Source organism: Nereida sp. NH-UV-3 (assembly GCF_042939535.1).
Taxonomy (GTDB): domain Bacteria; phylum Pseudomonadota; class Alphaproteobacteria; order Rhodobacterales; family Rhodobacteraceae; genus Nereida; species Nereida ignava.
Genome location: NZ_CP132157.1, coordinates 616711 through 631887 on the forward strand (window position 1 = coordinate 616711; position 15177 = coordinate 631887).

Sequence of the window (15177 nt, forward strand, 5' to 3'; positions counted from 1 at the left end):
TCACCGATAGTTGAAAGGCAAACAAAAGGGCTCGCAAGCGCACTACATGAAATAAGATATATATTTATTTATCAAAAGCTTAACGGATGTATGTGATGTGCGTCGTGCAGCATTGTGCGATATTTCGCACAACGGTTACCGCTCACGTGCGAGAATCCGCACAGCCTAATCCGTGCGGTAATCCTCAGGCCTAAGCCCGTGTTTTGCTAATTTGTCATACAGAGTTTTTCGGGGCAGTTTCAGGGTTTCTGCGACATGAACCGCGCGCCCAGCATGACGCCGCAGCGCCTGATCCAACAAAGATCGCTCAACTTGTGCCATCTGATCGCTCAGCCCCATCACATCCCCCGCCGCCAGATCACTGACGCCAAGCGCATAGCGCATTGCTGCCGATTGAAGTGCACGCGCATTGCCTGCCCAGTCATCGGCCATCAAGCGCGCAATCACATGGGGTGGCACGTCTGGACGTGCCAAACCGCCTTGCTCACACGCTTGGTCGAGATAGTGCTGAAACAGGACCGGAATGTCATCTTTGCGCTCCCGCAGCGGCGGAATATGCACGCTCAGAAGTTCGGTGCGGTAAAATAGCTCGCTGTTGAAATGCCCGCCCGCCACTTCGGCTCGCAGATCACGCGAACTGGCAACAATCAAGCGCATCGGCGCCGTGGTTTCGGCAAAAATTGCCTGAGTAGAATGGCTTAGTGCCCAGACTTCATCCAAAAACAGGCTGCCTCCCTTTGCCGCCTCAATCGCTTTATGGGCATCTGCCTCACTTAATCCGCCACTGACGCGCTTTACAAACGGCGCGTCAGACCCTGCAGCCAGCAAGTGGATAACTTCCGCTACACGCGAGGTGCCGACCCCCAACTCACCTGTGATAAGCGCATCACCTTTAGTGGCTGCAACGCGGCGCACTTGATGACGCATCGCCATCGATTGCGCCGACGCCCCCGCCAACATCCGCGCCGCTGCGTCACCGGCTTCTTGGGCTGCTCTGTGTGCGCGCAAATTCAACGCAGCCGTTCGGTGCGCCACCGCCCTTGTGACTTCCGCGCAAAGGATATCTGCCGCGCAGGGTTTTTCCAAAAAGCCAAACGCGCCAAGCTGAATAGCCTGTACGGCTTTGGGCACATCGGCCTCACCGGTCAGCAAGATTACGGGCAAGTCAGGATCAATACTGCGCGTGTAGTCCAAAACGTGATAGCCATCACGCCCGGGCATCCGGATATCCGTCACGATGATGCCCGCAAAGCCACGCGCAATGTGATCTTTAGCCGCTACGAATGAGCTGCATGCGATCGGTGCGAAATCGCGCAAGGCCAATGTCTGGCCTAATGCGTCCCGCACGTCAGCATCATCATCAATAATCAAAACTGGGGTGTTCATGCAGCCTTAACCTGTTCAATCCGTGGAAGAGTGACAGTCAAAACAGCGCCCCCCGCTGGATGGTTGCTGCCTTTGATTTGCCCGCCGAAGGATTGAATTAACCCATATGAAATCGAAAGACCAAGCCCCATACCTTGGGCCTCACCAACTTTTTTGGTGGTATAGAAAGGCTCAAATATTCGGTCTGGCCCATCAAGACCCGGGCCACTGTCATGAAACGCAATGCTAATGCTGTCGGACGACGGCTCGGGGACACTGATCGAAATGTGTAGTTTGCGTTCGGCCTGATCGCTCATCGCATCCAGCGCATTGCCGATCAGGTTCACAAAAACCTGTTCAAGCCGCACGTCGCCTGCACGCACACTGGCCGATGGCACGGCGTCATCAATCTCAATCGCTACGGCATCGGTCGTGATACGCGGCCCCAATAGATCAAGCGCGGCATCCAACACGTCGCGCAGGACCACATCTGACAGCGGCTCGGATTCGTTGCGGACAAAAGCGCGAAGGTTTTTAATGATCCTTCCCGCACGGCGCGACAACTCCGCAATGCGGCTCAGGTTTTGCGCGGCGGTTTCCGCGTCCCCCTTGGCCAAAAACGCCTGTCCGTTTTCCGCGAAACTGCCAATTGCCATCAACGGTTGATTTAGCTCATGACTGATGCCCGCAGACATCTGCCCCAAAGCACTTAGCTTGCCCGCCTCGACCAAGTCCGCTTGTGCGCGGCGCAAAGCAGACTCTGCCTCTTCACGTTCCATGATTTGCGCGCGAAGGCTGCTGTTTACGCGCTGTAATTCCGCAGTACGGCGGTGCACGCGGTCTTCAAGGGCCGCATTCGCTTTGGCCAACGTGCGGCGGCGGTCTTGCAACGCCACCAACGCCAAGCCAGACAACAAAACAACCGCACAAGCAAAAGCCGCTTGTAGCCCCGCCACCCGAATGACCGGCGCAATATCAATCAACGCCTCTCCGGTCAGTCCGATCACCGGCAAGGGCTGCACCAAGTGAAGCGCGCGCTCGGGGATATACGGGCCAAGCGGCACCTCCCAGACCTCCTGCCCTGCAAGTTTTGCGATGTTGATCTGTGGAAACGGCGTCAAACGGTCACGGGAATATTCCGCAGTACCACTGCGCAGCCCCCCGCGCGCATCGAGCTGGCGTAACACCAACTCAGACCGGTTTGACACAAACGCCACGCCCAACTCATCGGTAAAAAATACCGCCGCCGTATCGCCGCGCCAGTCCCGTTCAATCACTTCGATATCAGCGGCGACCAAGACGACACCCTGCACCGGCCCCTGCGCTGAAAAAACAGGTGCTGCGTATAAAAACAAACGCCGGCCATCGTCACCAACCATATGATAGCTGCCCAAAGCACCACTCATCGCGCGTTTGAAATACGGCCGCTCAACGTGCTCAATACCCAGACCTTCAGCATCAGATCGCAAAATCGGTGTGCCGTTGCGATCCAGCACAGCAATACTGTCAGAGGCCGTTTTATCAGCGGTGGCGCGCAACACCTCGGCGGCGGTTTGGCCCGTCAGATCATTGCGCGGCAAGGGTTCCTCAAACGTAGCGCGTACAGCAGGATGGTCCGTCAAAAGCACCGCAAGTTGTCCGTAGCGTTGCAGCTGCGTCGTAAGACGGTCCGCCGCCAAAGACAAATCAGAGGTGCCGCGCTTGGACAGATCGACAATGCCCTGACGCAAGCCAAGCAAATAGACGGCCCCGCCAATGGCCGCCGTCAGCGCCAGCACCGCCAGCAGCAAAGTCAAACGTGAGGAAAGTAATCTGCTCATCTCTCAGGACATTAGAAAATGGTACTTGCAATGGCCAGACCCTTTGGGATTAGTCATCGCAATGAAACGTATCTCGCAGTCTCTTACTGACCCCGCCCTCAACGCAGCCCCTTACCCATTCTATGACCGCCTCCGCCAGATGGGTGAGTTGGTGTTTTGGGAGGAGTTTGATATGCCAGTGGCCAGTAGCCATGCGGCAGTATCGGCGTTGCTGCGCGACAAAAAATTTGGCCGCGAGGGGCCCAAGTTTGACGTACCAGATTATCTCGAGGCGTTTTACGCTGTGGAAGCCCACTCGATGTTGGAGCTGGAGCCACCCCGCCATACCCGTCTGCGTAAATTGGTCCTGCATGGGTTTACCTCGCGCAGGATCAAAACACTGGCACCGATGATCGAACAACTGGCAACGCAAAAGATCGATGCTTTCCCGCAAGGCAATTTTGACATCTTGGAACACTTCGCCACCCCAATTCCCGTTTTGGTCATCGCCCGCCTTTTGGGTGTGCCCGACAGCATGGCAGATCAACTTTTGCGGTGGTCACACGCCATGGTAGCCATGTATGTGGCAGGCCGGACCCGTGAAATCGAAGAGCAAGCGGCCCAAGCCGCAACAGAATTCACAGAGTTCATGCGCAGCTACATCAATGAGCGCCGCACAACGCCCGCAGATGATTTGATATCCGAACTGATTGCAGCAGAAGAAGACGGCGATAAACTCTCAACCGACGAGATGATAACCACGTGTATTTTGCTGTTAAACGCAGGGCACGAGGCAACAGTTCATTCGCTTGGGAATGGCATCAAGGCGTGTCTTGAAACGGGACATGTTCCGAATGAAAGCACTCCGATCGGCCCACTCGTGGAGGAAATCCTACGGTTTGATCCGCCTTTGCACATGTTCCAAAGATGGGCGAAATGTGACGTTGAGGTTTTTGGCCATGACTTCAAGAAAGGCGATGCCGTTGGACTGCTGTTAGGCGCCGCCAATCACGACCCGAACGTCTACAAAGACCCACATGTTTTTGAACCAAACCGGTCAGGCAAAGTGCACACATCTTTTGGAGGCGGCATTCATTTTTGCGTCGGTGCTCCGCTTGCGCGGTTAGAAATGGAAATAGCGCTTGGGACCTTGTTTCAACGGTGCCCTAAGCTGCGCATCGCGGAGCGGCCAGAATATAAACCGGCATATCATTTCCATGGGCTCAGCAAACTAATTGTCTGTGCTGACTAAGTGGCTTTGCGCAACAGTCACAGCGGCAGAGCGCTGGTTGATTTGATTTCCTCCATGCTCAAAAGCGCCGTGACATTAAATACGCGCACTTCGCTGATAAGTGCCTGATAGAACGCATCGTAGGCGCGCGCGTTTTGAACACGGACCTTCAAAATGTAATCGATATCCCCTGCAAGCCTGTGCGCTTCTTGCACCTCGGGACGCTCTTTGAGCGCCTTAAGAAACGCAGCTTGCCATTCGGCTTCATGCTCGGACGTGCGGATCAACACAAAAAAGCACGCCTCAAAACCAAGGGCATCCGCGTCAAGGCGCGCGGTCTGTGTGCCAATGACGCCCGCGTTGCGCATTTTGCGAATCCGGTTCCACACAGGTGTCTTGGAACTGCCCACTATTGCGGCAATTTCATCAAGTGACAGGCTCGCGTCCTGCTGCAACTGTATGAGAATTTTCCGGTCTAGGTCGTCTATCTGAACAGCCATCTGCTTTTTCCTGTCGAGCTACTAAATCTTTCCGCACAGGATAAATATACAGAACATACATTCTTAGTATAGCCACCATATAGCAAAATAGTGGGAAAATATACTATATTGGGAGGTAGTTGAGTAGCTGGAGCATCGCCCCATGAAGCATTTCCCCATATTCGTCGCCGTCGAAGGCCGTCGGATTGTCTTGTCCGGTGGCGGTGAAGAAGCCCTAGCCAAGCTGCGATTATTGCTGAAAACAGAGGCCAATTTAACAGTCGTGGCAGAAGACGCCGCACCAGAAATCTGCGCTTGGGCCCAAGAAGGGCGACTGACATTAATCAGCCGCGCGATGGAGCCCGGAGACGCCATGTGCGCGGTCCTGTTTTACGCGGCAAACGGTGACGACGCCGAAGATGCGCGGGTGGCCGCACTTGCCCACCGCGATGGAGCGCGGGTCAATATGGTCGATAATTTACATGGCAGCCAATTCATCACACCGGCGATCGTTGACCGTGATCCGGTTACCATCGCCATCGGTACCGAAGGCGCAGCACCGGTTTTGGCCCGCGCGATCAAAGCGGATCTGGAAGCAAAACTCCCTGCGTCTTTGGGTGTGCTTGCGCGGATCGGTAAGTCTTTCCGCAGCGCTGTTGAGGCACTTCCGATGGGTCGTAAACGGCGCGATTTCTGGTCTGAGTATTACTTCAATAAAGGCCCTCAAGCCATTGAAGAATATGGTGAAAGCGGTGTTCAGCCGGCACTTAACAATCTACTAGACACCTACCTGACGGATACGCGCGAAAAAGCGGGTCATGTTGACCTTGTCGGCGCTGGTCCTGGCGATCCTGATCTGCTGACGCTCAAAGCGCGCAAGGCTTTGGATAAAGCGGACGTCGTGATTTATGACCGCCTCGTAAGCGCAGAAATTCTTGAGCTCGCACGCCGTGAAGCGGTTATGATTGACGCCGGAAAAGAAGGTTTCGGCAAGGCGATGAGCCAATCTGAAATCAACGAACTTATTATCAGCCACGCCAAGGACGGTCACCAAGTTGTACGCCTCAAGTCCGGTGATCCGACAGTTTTTGGGCGGCTGGACGAAGAAATTGACGCGTGTGACGCTTCGGACGTGTCTTGGCGTATCGTGCCCGGTATTACGGCCGCGTCTGCTGCCGTTGCTGGCATCGGCCAAAGCTTGACCAAGCGTGATCGAAATGGGTCCGTGCGATTCATCACAGGTCACGACATGAAAGGTTATGCGGATCACGATTGGCGTGCGTTGTCACGTGCAGGCGAAGTTGCCGCGATCTATATGGGCAAACGCGCCGCGCGGTTCGTGCAGGGCCGCCTTTTGATGCATGGCGCGCACCCTGAAACGCCCATCACCGTCGTCGAGAACGTCAGCCGCGTGGAACAACGCACACTGACCTGCAGCCTCGGGACGCTTTCCGATGACCTTGAGACAGCCAACTTAACAGGCCCCGCGCTTATGTTGCTTGGCCTCGCACCACGCGCCGCTTTGCAAGTGGCACAAGATATTTCCATACAGGAGGTGGCCCAATGAGCCGCAGCTTCACCCCAAAAGTTATTACCGCCAACGCGCTTCTGGAAGGCGATGTCATCTATTGGTCACCTGAAGGCACTTGGGTTCGCACATTATCAAGCGCCGAAGTGTTTGAAGATGAAGCCGTTGCGCAAGAACAGCTTTTGACCGCAAGCAGCCAGCCCGCAGTCGCGGTGGGTGTGTACCTCGCGGATGTTGCCATTACGGACGATGGCCCTGCCCCAACTCATTTCCGAGAAGAATTCCGCACACGCGGCCCATCCAATTACGCACACGGCAAGCAAGTGGAGTTGTCATAATGTATCAGTACAACGATTTTGACGCGGCTTTCGTCGCAGAACGGAATGCCCAGTTTCGCGCACAGGTTGAACGCCGTATTTCTGGCGCCCTCACAGAGGATGAGTTCAAACCACTTCGCCTTATGAACGGTCTCTACCTGCAACTTCACGCCTACATGCTGCGCGTTGCGATTCCCTACGGTACGCTAAACGGTGCCCAAATGCGCCAACTTGCGATGATCGCCGACACGTTCGACAAAGGGTATGGTCACTTCACTACACGCCAAAATATCCAGTACAATTGGCCAAAACTGAAGGACGTTCCTGACATCCTTGACCGTTTGGCCGAGGTGGAGATGCACGCACTACAAACAAGCGGCAACACCATTCGTAACGTTACCGCAGACCACTTTGCAGGCGCTGCGGCGGATGAGATAGAAGATCCGCGCCCAACAGCGGAACTGCTGCGTCAGTGGTCAACAGATCACCCCGAATTTCAGTTTTTGCCGCGTAAGTTCAAGCTTGCAGTGACGGGCTCTTCAGCGGACCGCGCTGTCATTCGCGCCCATGATATTGGCATTCAGATCGTCGAAAAAGATGGCGAAATCGGCTACAAAATTATTGTTGGCGGCGGCTTGGGCCGCACCCCGATGATTGGCAAAACACTTGCAGAATTTTTGCCAAAGGCGGATTTGCTGCCGTTTGTTGAAGCCACGGTCAATGTTTGGAACCGTCTTGGACGCCGCGATAATAAATATAAATCACGCATCAAAATCACAGTTCACGAGCATGGTATCGATGATATCCGTGCACGCGTCCTTACACGTTTCGAACAAATCAAACCTACGTTCAAAGGTGTTGATCGCGATCTATTTGCACAAATTCAACAAAACTTCGGCGCGCCAGCTTATCGCAATGCGCCCGTTGACGCGCACACAGCCATGCGTCTGGCCAACCCCGCTTACGCAAGCTGGTTGGACACAAATATCACCGCGCACAAAAACGACAGCTACGCAATTGTCTCGATCAGTTTGAAAAAGCACGGCGCGACACCGGGTGACGCATCCGCGGATCAGATGCGCGTCATGGCAGAGTTGGCAGAAACTTATGGCCATGACGAGTTGCGCATCAGCCATGAGCAGAATGTTATCCTGCCCCACGTGCGCCAATCAGACCTGCCCGCCCTCTATGCGGCCTTGCGTGAGGCAGATTTGGCGACAGCAAACATTGGCCTGATCAGTGACATCATCGCGTGCCCCGGCATGGATTATTGCGCGCTAGCTACTGCGCGTTCGATCCCTGTCGCGCAAGAAATTGCTGAGCGTTTTGACGAGTTGAAGCTTGAGCATGAAATTGGTGCGCTAAAGATCAAAATCTCTGGCTGCATCAACGCCTGTGGTCACCACCACGTGGGCCATATCGGCATTCTGGGTTTAGACCGCGCCGGCGTCGAAAACTACCAGATCACCTTGGGTGGTGACGGGTCCGAAGATGCGGCCATTGGTGAGCGCGCAGGTCCGGGCTTTAGCGCCGAGGCGCTGGTGCCAGCAATCGAGCGGATCATCGAGACATACCTCGATGTGCGCAGCGAAAAAGCAGAGACATTTTTACAAACATACCGCCGTGTTGGCATGGGGCCGTTCAAAGCGGCGCTTTATCCCGACAGCAAAGCATCAGCGGCATAAGGACCGGATATTATGACAGTAATTGTAACCGATAGCGGCTTTGCCGCAGACGACTGGGACGGCGGATTTTGCACCCTCGATAGCCTGCCAGCAAATGATTGCGCGGGCGTCGACCTGCCGTCAGACGCAGAGCCAGAAGACCTGCGCGCGCGTCTTGAGGGGCTAAGCCTAATCCGCGTAGACTTTCCCAGTTTTGCGGACGGGCGTGGCTTTTCCATTGCCGCCGAATTGCGCCGGATGGGCTACAAAGGTCATTTGCGCGCCAAAGGTCATGTGATCTCGGATCAATACGCCATGGCCCGCCGCGTTGGTTTTGACGAGGTCGAAATTGATGACGCCCTCGCCGCCCGCCAACCCGAAGCAGAGTGGCTTTTTCGCGCAAATTGGACCGAGCACGACTACCAAGCCCGCCTACGCGGCTAAACAGCGCCTTTAACTGATCCAAATCAACGACTATGACAGGACGCGTGGGCATGACCCGCGCAATGACACTTATGAATGATCAAACACCCATGACCGACGCACCCGCCGCAAAGGCCACACCAACCCTTCCCGACGCGCAAGTCGTGACAGCCGTTAAGCATTACACCGACCGGCTGTTTTCGTTCCGTGTCACACGCCCTGCGTCGCTTCGGTTCCGCTCTGGCGAGTTTGTCATGATCGGCTTGATGGGCGATCCGGACCCAAAAACCGGCAAACAGCGCCCGCTCTTGCGTGCTTACTCCATCGCATCACCCAGCTGGGACGAGGAGTTGGAGTTCTACTCGATCAAAGTTCAGGACGGACCACTGACGTCGAAACTTCAGCACGTTCAGGTAGGCGATGAAATCATTTTGCGCCCCAAACCTGTAGGTACGCTCGTTCACGACGCCCTGCTGCCAGGTAAGCGTCTTTGGTTCTTTTCAACAGGGACAGGCTTTGCGCCTTTCGCATCTTTGCTGCGCGATCCGGAGACGTATGAGCTGTATGACCAAGTCATCGTCACGCACACCTGCCGCGATGTAGCCGAGCTTACCTATGGCGCAGATCTGATTGAGAGCATCAAAACAGACGAGCTACTGGTCGAGTTGATTGGTGAAGAGAACCTTGCCAAGCTGGTTTACTACCCAACCACAACCCGTGAGCAGAGCCCAAAGATGGGCCGCATCACCGACCTTTTGAAGGACGGGACGGTTTTCAAAGACCTCGGCATTGAAGATGGTCTGTCGGCCGAAACGGACCGCGCCATGGTATGTGGGTCTATGGGGCTTAATGTGGATATCAAAGAAATCCTCGAAAGCCACGGGCTTGAGGAAGGTGCTAATTCTGATCCGAAACACTACGTGGTCGAAAAAGCGTTTGTTGGCTGATCAACATTAAAAACTATCAGTAAGTCATTGTTAAAAAAGGCCGCAGAGTTCTGCGGCCTTTTCTATTTCACCAATCAAAACAGCCTATCCACCGATCTGCGCTTTGATGGCATCGATAACTTGGTTGGCCATTTCAGGATTATTCTCCGCCTGCTCAATCAGAGTTTTCAACGCTGTTTTCGCAAATCCAGAAATCTCTGAACCCTCAACAAGTTGCAGCGCCGCGTCCGTATTCAGCCCTTCAGCCGTTAGCAGATCACCCAGTCCGACAGGATCAACTTCTGCAGTCGGGCTTGCCTCGGCGATCGTTTCAGGAGCCGCGTCAGTTGCTGTCTCTACCGCTTCACTGGTCTCTTCCACAGTTTGCGACACCGCGTCCTCTGTGCCCTCTACAACATCAGTGGCCGTGTCAGAAACTGCATCCACGGATTCTGCAGCCACATCCGCCACGGTGTTGCTCGCGTCAGACGCGGCCTCGGTCGCGCCTTCCAAAAGATTTGCAGCACCTTCGGTTGCGTCTGTCACTGCACCAGAAACAGCGTCAGTCGCTGCTTCGGTCAGATCAGCCGCCGCATCTGTACCGTCACCCGCAAGCCCCAACGCATCGGACACCGCATTTTCCGCAGCTTCTTTTGCAGCTTCAACGGCCTCTTCTGCTTTGGCTTTTGCCGTGTCCACAGCATCATCCACAGCCGTTTTGGCTTCCTCAACAACACTTTCAACCGCAGCGGTCGCACTGTCTGTTGCAGAAGTTACCGTTTCAGTGGCAGCTGTTGCGCCCTCGCTTACGGTTTCGGTTGTGGTTTCAACAGCAGTCTCAGCAGCGCCAGTCGCACTATCCGCAACCTCTTCCACGTTTGAGCCAGACACCCAAACATAGCCCGCCACCGCAATCACCACCGCGCCGGCACCCAATACTAATTTATTCATTTGCGTCACGTCCCCATTCACAAAACACTCGTTAACTCCGCAGAGCAGTGCTCCACATATCACACGCTCACGCCAGCTTGAAAAGGACACAAGCCACAAAACGCCACAACAGCCGGAAATACGCTAAACACCCTTTGCAAACACGCATTTGCCGCTTGAAGCGCGCGACTTTAACGCCTAGTTTGCGCAACTAGAAATTACGACCAACCATTTAAGGAATGAACCCATAGCCCGCAGACCACATAATGCGCCTCCACAGCGCGACACCGGCCCCCGCGTCAATGACCGCATCAAAGCACTCGAAATTCGCCTGATTGGCGCTGATGGTGAAAACGGCGGCGTTGTTTCACCCGCGAAAGCCATGGCATTGGCCGAAGAAGCTGGTCTCGATCTGGTTGAGATTTCGCCAAACGCGAACCCACCCGTCTGCAAGATTATGGATTTCGGCAAGTATAAATACGAGCTGCAAAAACGTGAATCCGAAGCGCGAAAGAAACAAAAGACGATTGAGATCAAAGAGGTCAAGTTCCGTCCGAATACTGACACCAATGATTACAGCGTCAAAATGCGTAATGTTTTCAAGTTTTTGGAAAACGGCGACAAAGTAAAAATCACGCTGCGTTTCCGTGGCCGCGAAATGGCGCACCAAAACCTTGGACGTGAATTGCTTGAGCGCGTTGCAGAAGACACAAAAGAGCACGGCAAAGTAGAAAACTTCCCAAAAATGGAAGGCCGTCAGATGGTCATGCTTATCGGACCTTTGCCGAAATAAGCGACGACCTTATTTGCGGTTCAACAGACTGCAACACCGATCAAAAAGCCCCCAACGCCAACCGCGTGGGGGCTTTTTCTTTGTCCAGCATTTGCCCCATTCTTGGTCCATTCGTTGCGCTTGCTGTCCGCTGGCTGCCACACTAGGCTACCGCCAAAGAACATATCTGATCTGTGGAGGCCCCAATGAACGCGCAACACCCCGTCGATCCAATCCAGTCACATCCCGCAGGTCACGGCCCCGAACTTAGCCGTTTTGACTGGGCAGATCCGTTTTTGTTGAATGCGCAGCTGACCGAAGAAGAGCGTATGCTAGCAGAAGCGGCAGAAACATTCAGCCAGAACGCCCTCGCCCCGCTCGTAACGGACAGTTACCGCGACGAAAGCTTTGACCGTTCACTCTTTGAGAAGATGGGCAGCGCGGGCCTTCTTGGTGCGACCATCCCTGAAAGCTACGGCGGGCTTGGTGCTGGCTACGTCAGCTACGGACTGATCGCACGCGCCGTTGAACGGGTCGACAGCGGCTATCGGTCCATGATGTCCGTGCAGTCATCCTTAGTGATGTATCCGATTTTTGCCTACGGAACCGAAGAACAGCGACAAAAATACCTGCCCGGCCTTGCGGCAGGCACAAGCATCGGGTGTTTTGGCCTGACCGAGCCGGACGCAGGAAGTGATCCCGCCGGGATGAAAACCACGGCCGTAAAAACCCCGACAGGCTACCGCCTTAATGGTGCAAAGATGTGGATTTCAAATGCCCCCGCCGCTGATGTTTTTGTTGTTTGGGCAAAATCTGAAGCCCACGGCGGCAAAATTCGTGGCTTTGTATTGGATAAGGGAACCAAGGGGCTCAGCGCGCCTGTGATTAACGGTAAGCTGTCGCTTCGGGCCTCTATCACAGGTGAAATCGTGATGAGCGATGTCGATGTGGGCGAAGATGCGTTGCTGCCGAATGTTGAAGGTCTCAAAGGACCGTTTGGCTGTTTGAACCGCGCGCGCTACGGCATTTCTTGGGGTGTGATGGGCGCTGCCGAGGCATGCTGGCACGCAGCACGGCAATATGGTTTGGACCGCCATCAGTTCGGTAAACCACTGGCTCAGACACAACTTTTCCAGAAAAAGCTGGCTGACATGCAAACAGAAATCGCGCTTGGACTGCAAGGTTCGTTGCAATTGGGACGCATGATGGATGGCGGCAGCGCAAGCCCCGAATTGATCAGCATGATGAAGCGAAACAACTGCGGCAAAGCCTTGGATGTGGCACGCCACGCCCGCGACATGCACGGGGGCAACGGCATTTCAGACGCGTTCCCCGTTATGCGCCACATGGTTAACTTGGAAACGGTGAACACCTATGAAGGTACGCACGACATCCATGCGCTTATCTTGGGGCGTGCCCAAACGGGGCTTCAGGCGTTCTTCTAGGCGCGGTTAACGCAAGCTAAACCCTCTCAAAAAGCGCACGGTAGCTCCGCATTTTCGCCCTATTCGACAGGTAGCTGTGTCCCAACACCGCCTTTCGCCGAAGGGCAAGACTGGCCGGAGCACACCATGCAGGACGACGCGAACCTTTTTCGTCCCCCGCTAAGCGATTTGTCCCTGAAGGACTGGACCCAAGCGATGCGAAAGCTGGGCCGACAATATGGGATGTATGAAGAACTGGGCCAGCAGCATGCGGCCCTGTTCGTCGATGATGGTCCCACGTTGCTTGTCACTTTTGAAGCCGTCGAGCACATCCGCAACACCTACGAGTCCGGTGAGCCCGTTGGCTTTGAGTTGGTCCGCGAAGCGGGTTGGTCACATCTATGCTTGCTTACATCGGCTGATACATGGTTTCGCGATGCCGCCGTTTACGAGTTTTTTGACAAATTAAGTGACGACGGCTTTTTTGACGCCTACGACCGCGTGATCTTTTACGGCGCTGACATGTGCGGTTATGCGGCCGCTGCCTTTAGCGTCGCCTCTCCCGGCGCCACTGTCATCTGCTTGCAGCCGCAGGCCACGCTTAATCCACGCATCACTGGCTGGGACAAGCGCTTTGCACCCCACAGGCGGCTAAGTTTTGAAGACCGCTACGGCTATGCGCCCGATATGATTGATGCCGCCGAAGATGTATTTGTTCTTTATGACCCGTCGGTCAGGGATGAATTTGCGCAGGCGTCACTTTTTCACAAAGCGCACACGACCATGGTGCCTTTGCGCCACATGAGCAGTGATCTAGAGGCTGATTTGATCGAGATGCAGGTTCTCTACCGCATGCTTGCGCAAGCGGGCACCGGCAAACTAAACAGACAATCTTTGCATAAACTGATGCGCCTACGCCGCAAGCATGTGCCCTTCTTGCGCCGCGCAGTGCTGGCCGTTGAAGCGCAAGAAAAACCCATGCGCCTTGCAAAACTCTGCCGCGCCATCGGCCAACACTACCGCATGCCGATCGCCCGCCGCAGGCTGAGCGCGTTGATGGACAAGGGCATTGCCCTGCCCGATCCCTTGCGACCGCCGCGCTAACAGCAGGTCACGCGCTCTAAGTTTAACGTTCCTCATAGGGACCGCTGAAAAGAGAAAGGCCCCGCACAGAATGCAGGGCCATCAAAACTCATAGTCAGGGAACGAGTTGGTAATCAGATGTAGTAAAGATCGCGGAAAACATGCAGCGCGATGGTGTCGCGTGTCATGCCAAGTGCGGCAAGTTCTTCGTCAGTTTTGGCACGCAACTCATCCATTTTGGCCACACGACCTTGCACATTCAAAGACGCCTCACGTGCAACTGCGATGGAGGTAAAAAACGAACCGATTGCGGCAAAAAAGCCAGTGCGAGGAGCGGATGCGACGGTGTCAGTGTAAAAAGCCATTTCGATATTCCTACTGTGAGCTGCGTTTGTCTGTTGAGTTAGATTTAGACAAATGCTGCAGCGCAGAGTAGCCGGTAAATCCGCAATCCCGCCATGCACCTGACGCAGGGCTAATACTTACCTCTTTGATTTTACTTCACTTTAGAGAAAAAGGTTTCAGTTACCGAATGCGCCTAACCTACATCACTTCAAGAAAAACAGCTAAATCATCGGCGCGCTGGCGGGTCAAATACGTTTTGCAGCCAAGATAAAGCTGTCCAGAAATACTACCGCCTTGGGCCGTTGCCGCCTCGGAAGCGCAAGCCAGATCGCGGTATTTGATCCACGCGCGCTGTGCCTGACGCAAAAGGCGCGCTGTCTCATCACTCTCAAGGTTTTGTGCGCGCTCCATCGCGCCTTGATACGCCAAGTTGAGGCGCGCATCCTCACGTGCCAAGGCCTCTCCCTCGCAATACGTCATTTCCAATTGGTTTTGCGGATCGTCACAGTTTACATCAGCGCCGTAACCTTGATCCGCTTTAGCATCATGTGGAGCCAAACAAAGGCCACCAACAACGAGCGCCAGAGCACATGCGCGCACGGCATTATTCACCCGAACGAAATCCCGCGACGATGCGTTGCCCATAAAGGCCGATCAGCGTGCCGAGCGCCAGCAAAAACGCAGACGACGAGATATCGAGCAGTCCGCAAATTAGCGATGCCCCAATCATCAAGACCAGTACAGAGATCACATCCATTTCCGCCGGCTCAAGTTTCAGTTTGATCAGGCTAATTTTCTCAATCGCTGTCCGAAGCGGCTGCTCTACACGCGGCACCGCAAGTCCGCAGCCAATTCCAAGCAAAAATGTTAACAGCATATTCTCAACCTCAC

General features: G+C 54.7%; 16 protein-coding genes. 9 read left to right on the forward strand and 7 right to left on the reverse strand.

Translation table 11 applies throughout. The features are described 5' to 3' along the window. Positions 1–165: 165 nt before the first annotated feature. Complete coding sequence (locus tag NeNHUV3_RS02980) at positions 166–1386, reverse strand: sigma-54-dependent transcriptional regulator (protein WP_391482403.1); 1221 nt, start codon at positions 1384–1386, stop codon at positions 166–168. After that, a complete protein-coding gene (locus tag NeNHUV3_RS02985; protein ID WP_391482404.1) occupies positions 1383–3185 on the reverse strand; it encodes an ATP-binding protein in 1803 nt (600 codons plus the stop codon). The genes NeNHUV3_RS02980 and NeNHUV3_RS02985 overlap by 4 nt, the downstream gene beginning before the upstream one ends. A gap of 61 nt (positions 3186–3246) precedes the next feature. On the opposite strand from NeNHUV3_RS02985, the gene NeNHUV3_RS02990 reads away from it, so the two are divergent. After that, complete coding sequence (locus tag NeNHUV3_RS02990) at positions 3247–4416, forward strand: cytochrome P450 (protein WP_391482405.1); 1170 nt, start codon at positions 3247–3249, stop codon at positions 4414–4416. Between the two features lie 17 nt (positions 4417–4433). On the opposite strand, the gene NeNHUV3_RS02995 is transcribed toward NeNHUV3_RS02990, so the two are convergent. Further along, a complete protein-coding gene (locus NeNHUV3_RS02995) occupies positions 4434–4895 on the reverse strand; it encodes an Lrp/AsnC family transcriptional regulator (RefSeq protein ID WP_391482406.1) in 462 nt (153 codons plus the stop codon). A gap of 142 nt (positions 4896–5037) precedes the next feature. On the opposite strand from NeNHUV3_RS02995, the gene cysG reads away from it, so the two are divergent. The 5 genes from cysG to NeNHUV3_RS03020 all read left to right on the forward strand — a co-directional run bounded on the left by cysG (position 5038) and on the right by NeNHUV3_RS03020 (position 9753). Next, entirely contained in the window at positions 5038–6441 is a 1404-nt protein-coding gene (gene cysG / locus NeNHUV3_RS03000) for a siroheme synthase CysG (RefSeq protein WP_391482408.1), read from the forward strand. Beyond that, entirely contained in the window at positions 6438–6740 is a 303-nt protein-coding gene (locus NeNHUV3_RS03005) for a DUF2849 domain-containing protein (protein WP_341247050.1), read from the forward strand. The genes cysG and NeNHUV3_RS03005 overlap by 4 nt, the downstream gene beginning before the upstream one ends. Further along, positions 6740–8404: a nitrite/sulfite reductase gene (locus tag NeNHUV3_RS03010; protein WP_391482411.1), complete on the forward strand. Its 1665-nt coding sequence runs from the start codon at positions 6740–6742 to the stop codon at positions 8402–8404. The genes NeNHUV3_RS03005 and NeNHUV3_RS03010 overlap by 1 nt, the downstream gene beginning before the upstream one ends. 12 nt (positions 8405–8416) lie before the next feature. Next, on the forward strand, positions 8417–8827 hold the full coding sequence (locus tag NeNHUV3_RS03015) for a DUF934 domain-containing protein (protein WP_391482413.1): 411 nt from the start codon (positions 8417–8419) through the stop codon (positions 8825–8827). A gap of 62 nt (positions 8828–8889) precedes the next feature. Continuing rightward, positions 8890–9753, forward strand: coding sequence for a ferredoxin--NADP reductase (locus NeNHUV3_RS03020; RefSeq protein ID WP_370726274.1), 864 nt, complete (start codon positions 8890–8892; stop codon positions 9751–9753). Positions 9754–9837: 84 nt separating this feature from the next. Here the strand turns inward: NeNHUV3_RS03020 and NeNHUV3_RS03025 are convergent, their stop codons facing one another. After that, a complete protein-coding gene (locus tag NeNHUV3_RS03025; protein WP_391482415.1) occupies positions 9838–10683 on the reverse strand; it encodes a hypothetical protein in 846 nt (281 codons plus the stop codon). Positions 10684–10909: 226 nt separating this feature from the next. Here NeNHUV3_RS03025 and infC point away from each other — a divergent pair, with 226 nt between their 5' ends. From infC to NeNHUV3_RS03040, 3 genes are all read left to right on the forward strand, one after another. Next, positions 10910–11455, forward strand: coding sequence for a translation initiation factor IF-3 (infC, locus tag NeNHUV3_RS03030; RefSeq protein WP_391483162.1), 546 nt, complete (start codon positions 10910–10912; stop codon positions 11453–11455). A gap of 185 nt (positions 11456–11640) precedes the next feature. After that, complete coding sequence (locus tag NeNHUV3_RS03035) at positions 11641–12879, forward strand: acyl-CoA dehydrogenase (RefSeq protein WP_391482416.1); 1239 nt, start codon at positions 11641–11643, stop codon at positions 12877–12879. A gap of 126 nt (positions 12880–13005) precedes the next feature. Next, a complete protein-coding gene (locus tag NeNHUV3_RS03040; RefSeq protein WP_391482418.1) occupies positions 13006–13962 on the forward strand; it encodes a phosphoadenosine phosphosulfate reductase in 957 nt (318 codons plus the stop codon). 113 nt (positions 13963–14075) lie between these two features. Here the strand turns inward: NeNHUV3_RS03040 and NeNHUV3_RS03045 are convergent, their stop codons facing one another. From NeNHUV3_RS03045 to NeNHUV3_RS03055, 3 genes are all read right to left on the reverse strand, one after another. Further along, a complete protein-coding gene (locus NeNHUV3_RS03045) occupies positions 14076–14306 on the reverse strand; it encodes a hypothetical protein (RefSeq protein WP_048597998.1) in 231 nt (76 codons plus the stop codon). A 178-nt stretch (positions 14307–14484) separates the two neighbouring features. Further along, positions 14485–14931: a lysozyme inhibitor LprI family protein gene (locus tag NeNHUV3_RS03050; protein WP_391482420.1), complete on the reverse strand. Its 447-nt coding sequence runs from the start codon at positions 14929–14931 to the stop codon at positions 14485–14487. After that, complete coding sequence (locus NeNHUV3_RS03055; RefSeq protein ID WP_391482421.1) at positions 14891–15163, reverse strand: hypothetical protein; 273 nt, start codon at positions 15161–15163, stop codon at positions 14891–14893. The genes NeNHUV3_RS03050 and NeNHUV3_RS03055 overlap by 41 nt, the downstream gene beginning before the upstream one ends. Positions 15164–15177 lie beyond the last annotated feature (14 nt).

What these genes read in the sequence shown, in the direction of transcription:
- NeNHUV3_RS02980 (WP_391482403.1), bottom strand. Translation starts at nt 1,386, where the DNA reads ATGAACACCCCAGTTTTGATTATTGATGATGATGCTGACGTGCGGGAC.
- NeNHUV3_RS02985 (WP_391482404.1), bottom strand. Translation starts at nt 3,185, where the DNA reads ATGAGCAGATTACTTTCCTCACGTTTGACTTTGCTGCTGGCGGTGCTG.
- NeNHUV3_RS02990 (WP_391482405.1), top strand. Translation starts at nt 3,247, where the DNA reads ATGAAACGTATCTCGCAGTCTCTTACTGACCCCGCCCTCAACGCAGCC.
- NeNHUV3_RS02995 (WP_391482406.1), bottom strand. Translation starts at nt 4,895, where the DNA reads ATGGCTGTTCAGATAGACGACCTAGACCGGAAAATTCTCATACAGTTG.
- cysG (WP_391482408.1), top strand. Translation starts at nt 5,038, where the DNA reads ATGAAGCATTTCCCCATATTCGTCGCCGTCGAAGGCCGTCGGATTGTC.
- NeNHUV3_RS03005 (WP_341247050.1), top strand. Translation starts at nt 6,438, where the DNA reads ATGAGCCGCAGCTTCACCCCAAAAGTTATTACCGCCAACGCGCTTCTG.
- NeNHUV3_RS03010 (WP_391482411.1), top strand. Translation starts at nt 6,740, where the DNA reads ATGTATCAGTACAACGATTTTGACGCGGCTTTCGTCGCAGAACGGAAT.
- NeNHUV3_RS03015 (WP_391482413.1), top strand. Translation starts at nt 8,417, where the DNA reads ATGACAGTAATTGTAACCGATAGCGGCTTTGCCGCAGACGACTGGGAC.
- NeNHUV3_RS03020 (WP_370726274.1), top strand. Translation starts at nt 8,890, where the DNA reads ATGACACTTATGAATGATCAAACACCCATGACCGACGCACCCGCCGCA.
- NeNHUV3_RS03025 (WP_391482415.1), bottom strand. Translation starts at nt 10,683, where the DNA reads ATGAATAAATTAGTATTGGGTGCCGGCGCGGTGGTGATTGCGGTGGCG.
- NeNHUV3_RS03035 (WP_391482416.1), top strand. Translation starts at nt 11,641, where the DNA reads ATGAACGCGCAACACCCCGTCGATCCAATCCAGTCACATCCCGCAGGT.
- NeNHUV3_RS03040 (WP_391482418.1), top strand. Translation starts at nt 13,006, where the DNA reads ATGCAGGACGACGCGAACCTTTTTCGTCCCCCGCTAAGCGATTTGTCC.
- NeNHUV3_RS03045 (WP_048597998.1), bottom strand. Translation starts at nt 14,306, where the DNA reads ATGGCTTTTTACACTGACACCGTCGCATCCGCTCCTCGCACTGGCTTT.
- NeNHUV3_RS03050 (WP_391482420.1), bottom strand. Translation starts at nt 14,931, where the DNA reads ATGGGCAACGCATCGTCGCGGGATTTCGTTCGGGTGAATAATGCCGTG.
- NeNHUV3_RS03055 (WP_391482421.1), bottom strand. Translation starts at nt 15,163, where the DNA reads ATGCTGTTAACATTTTTGCTTGGAATTGGCTGCGGACTTGCGGTGCCG.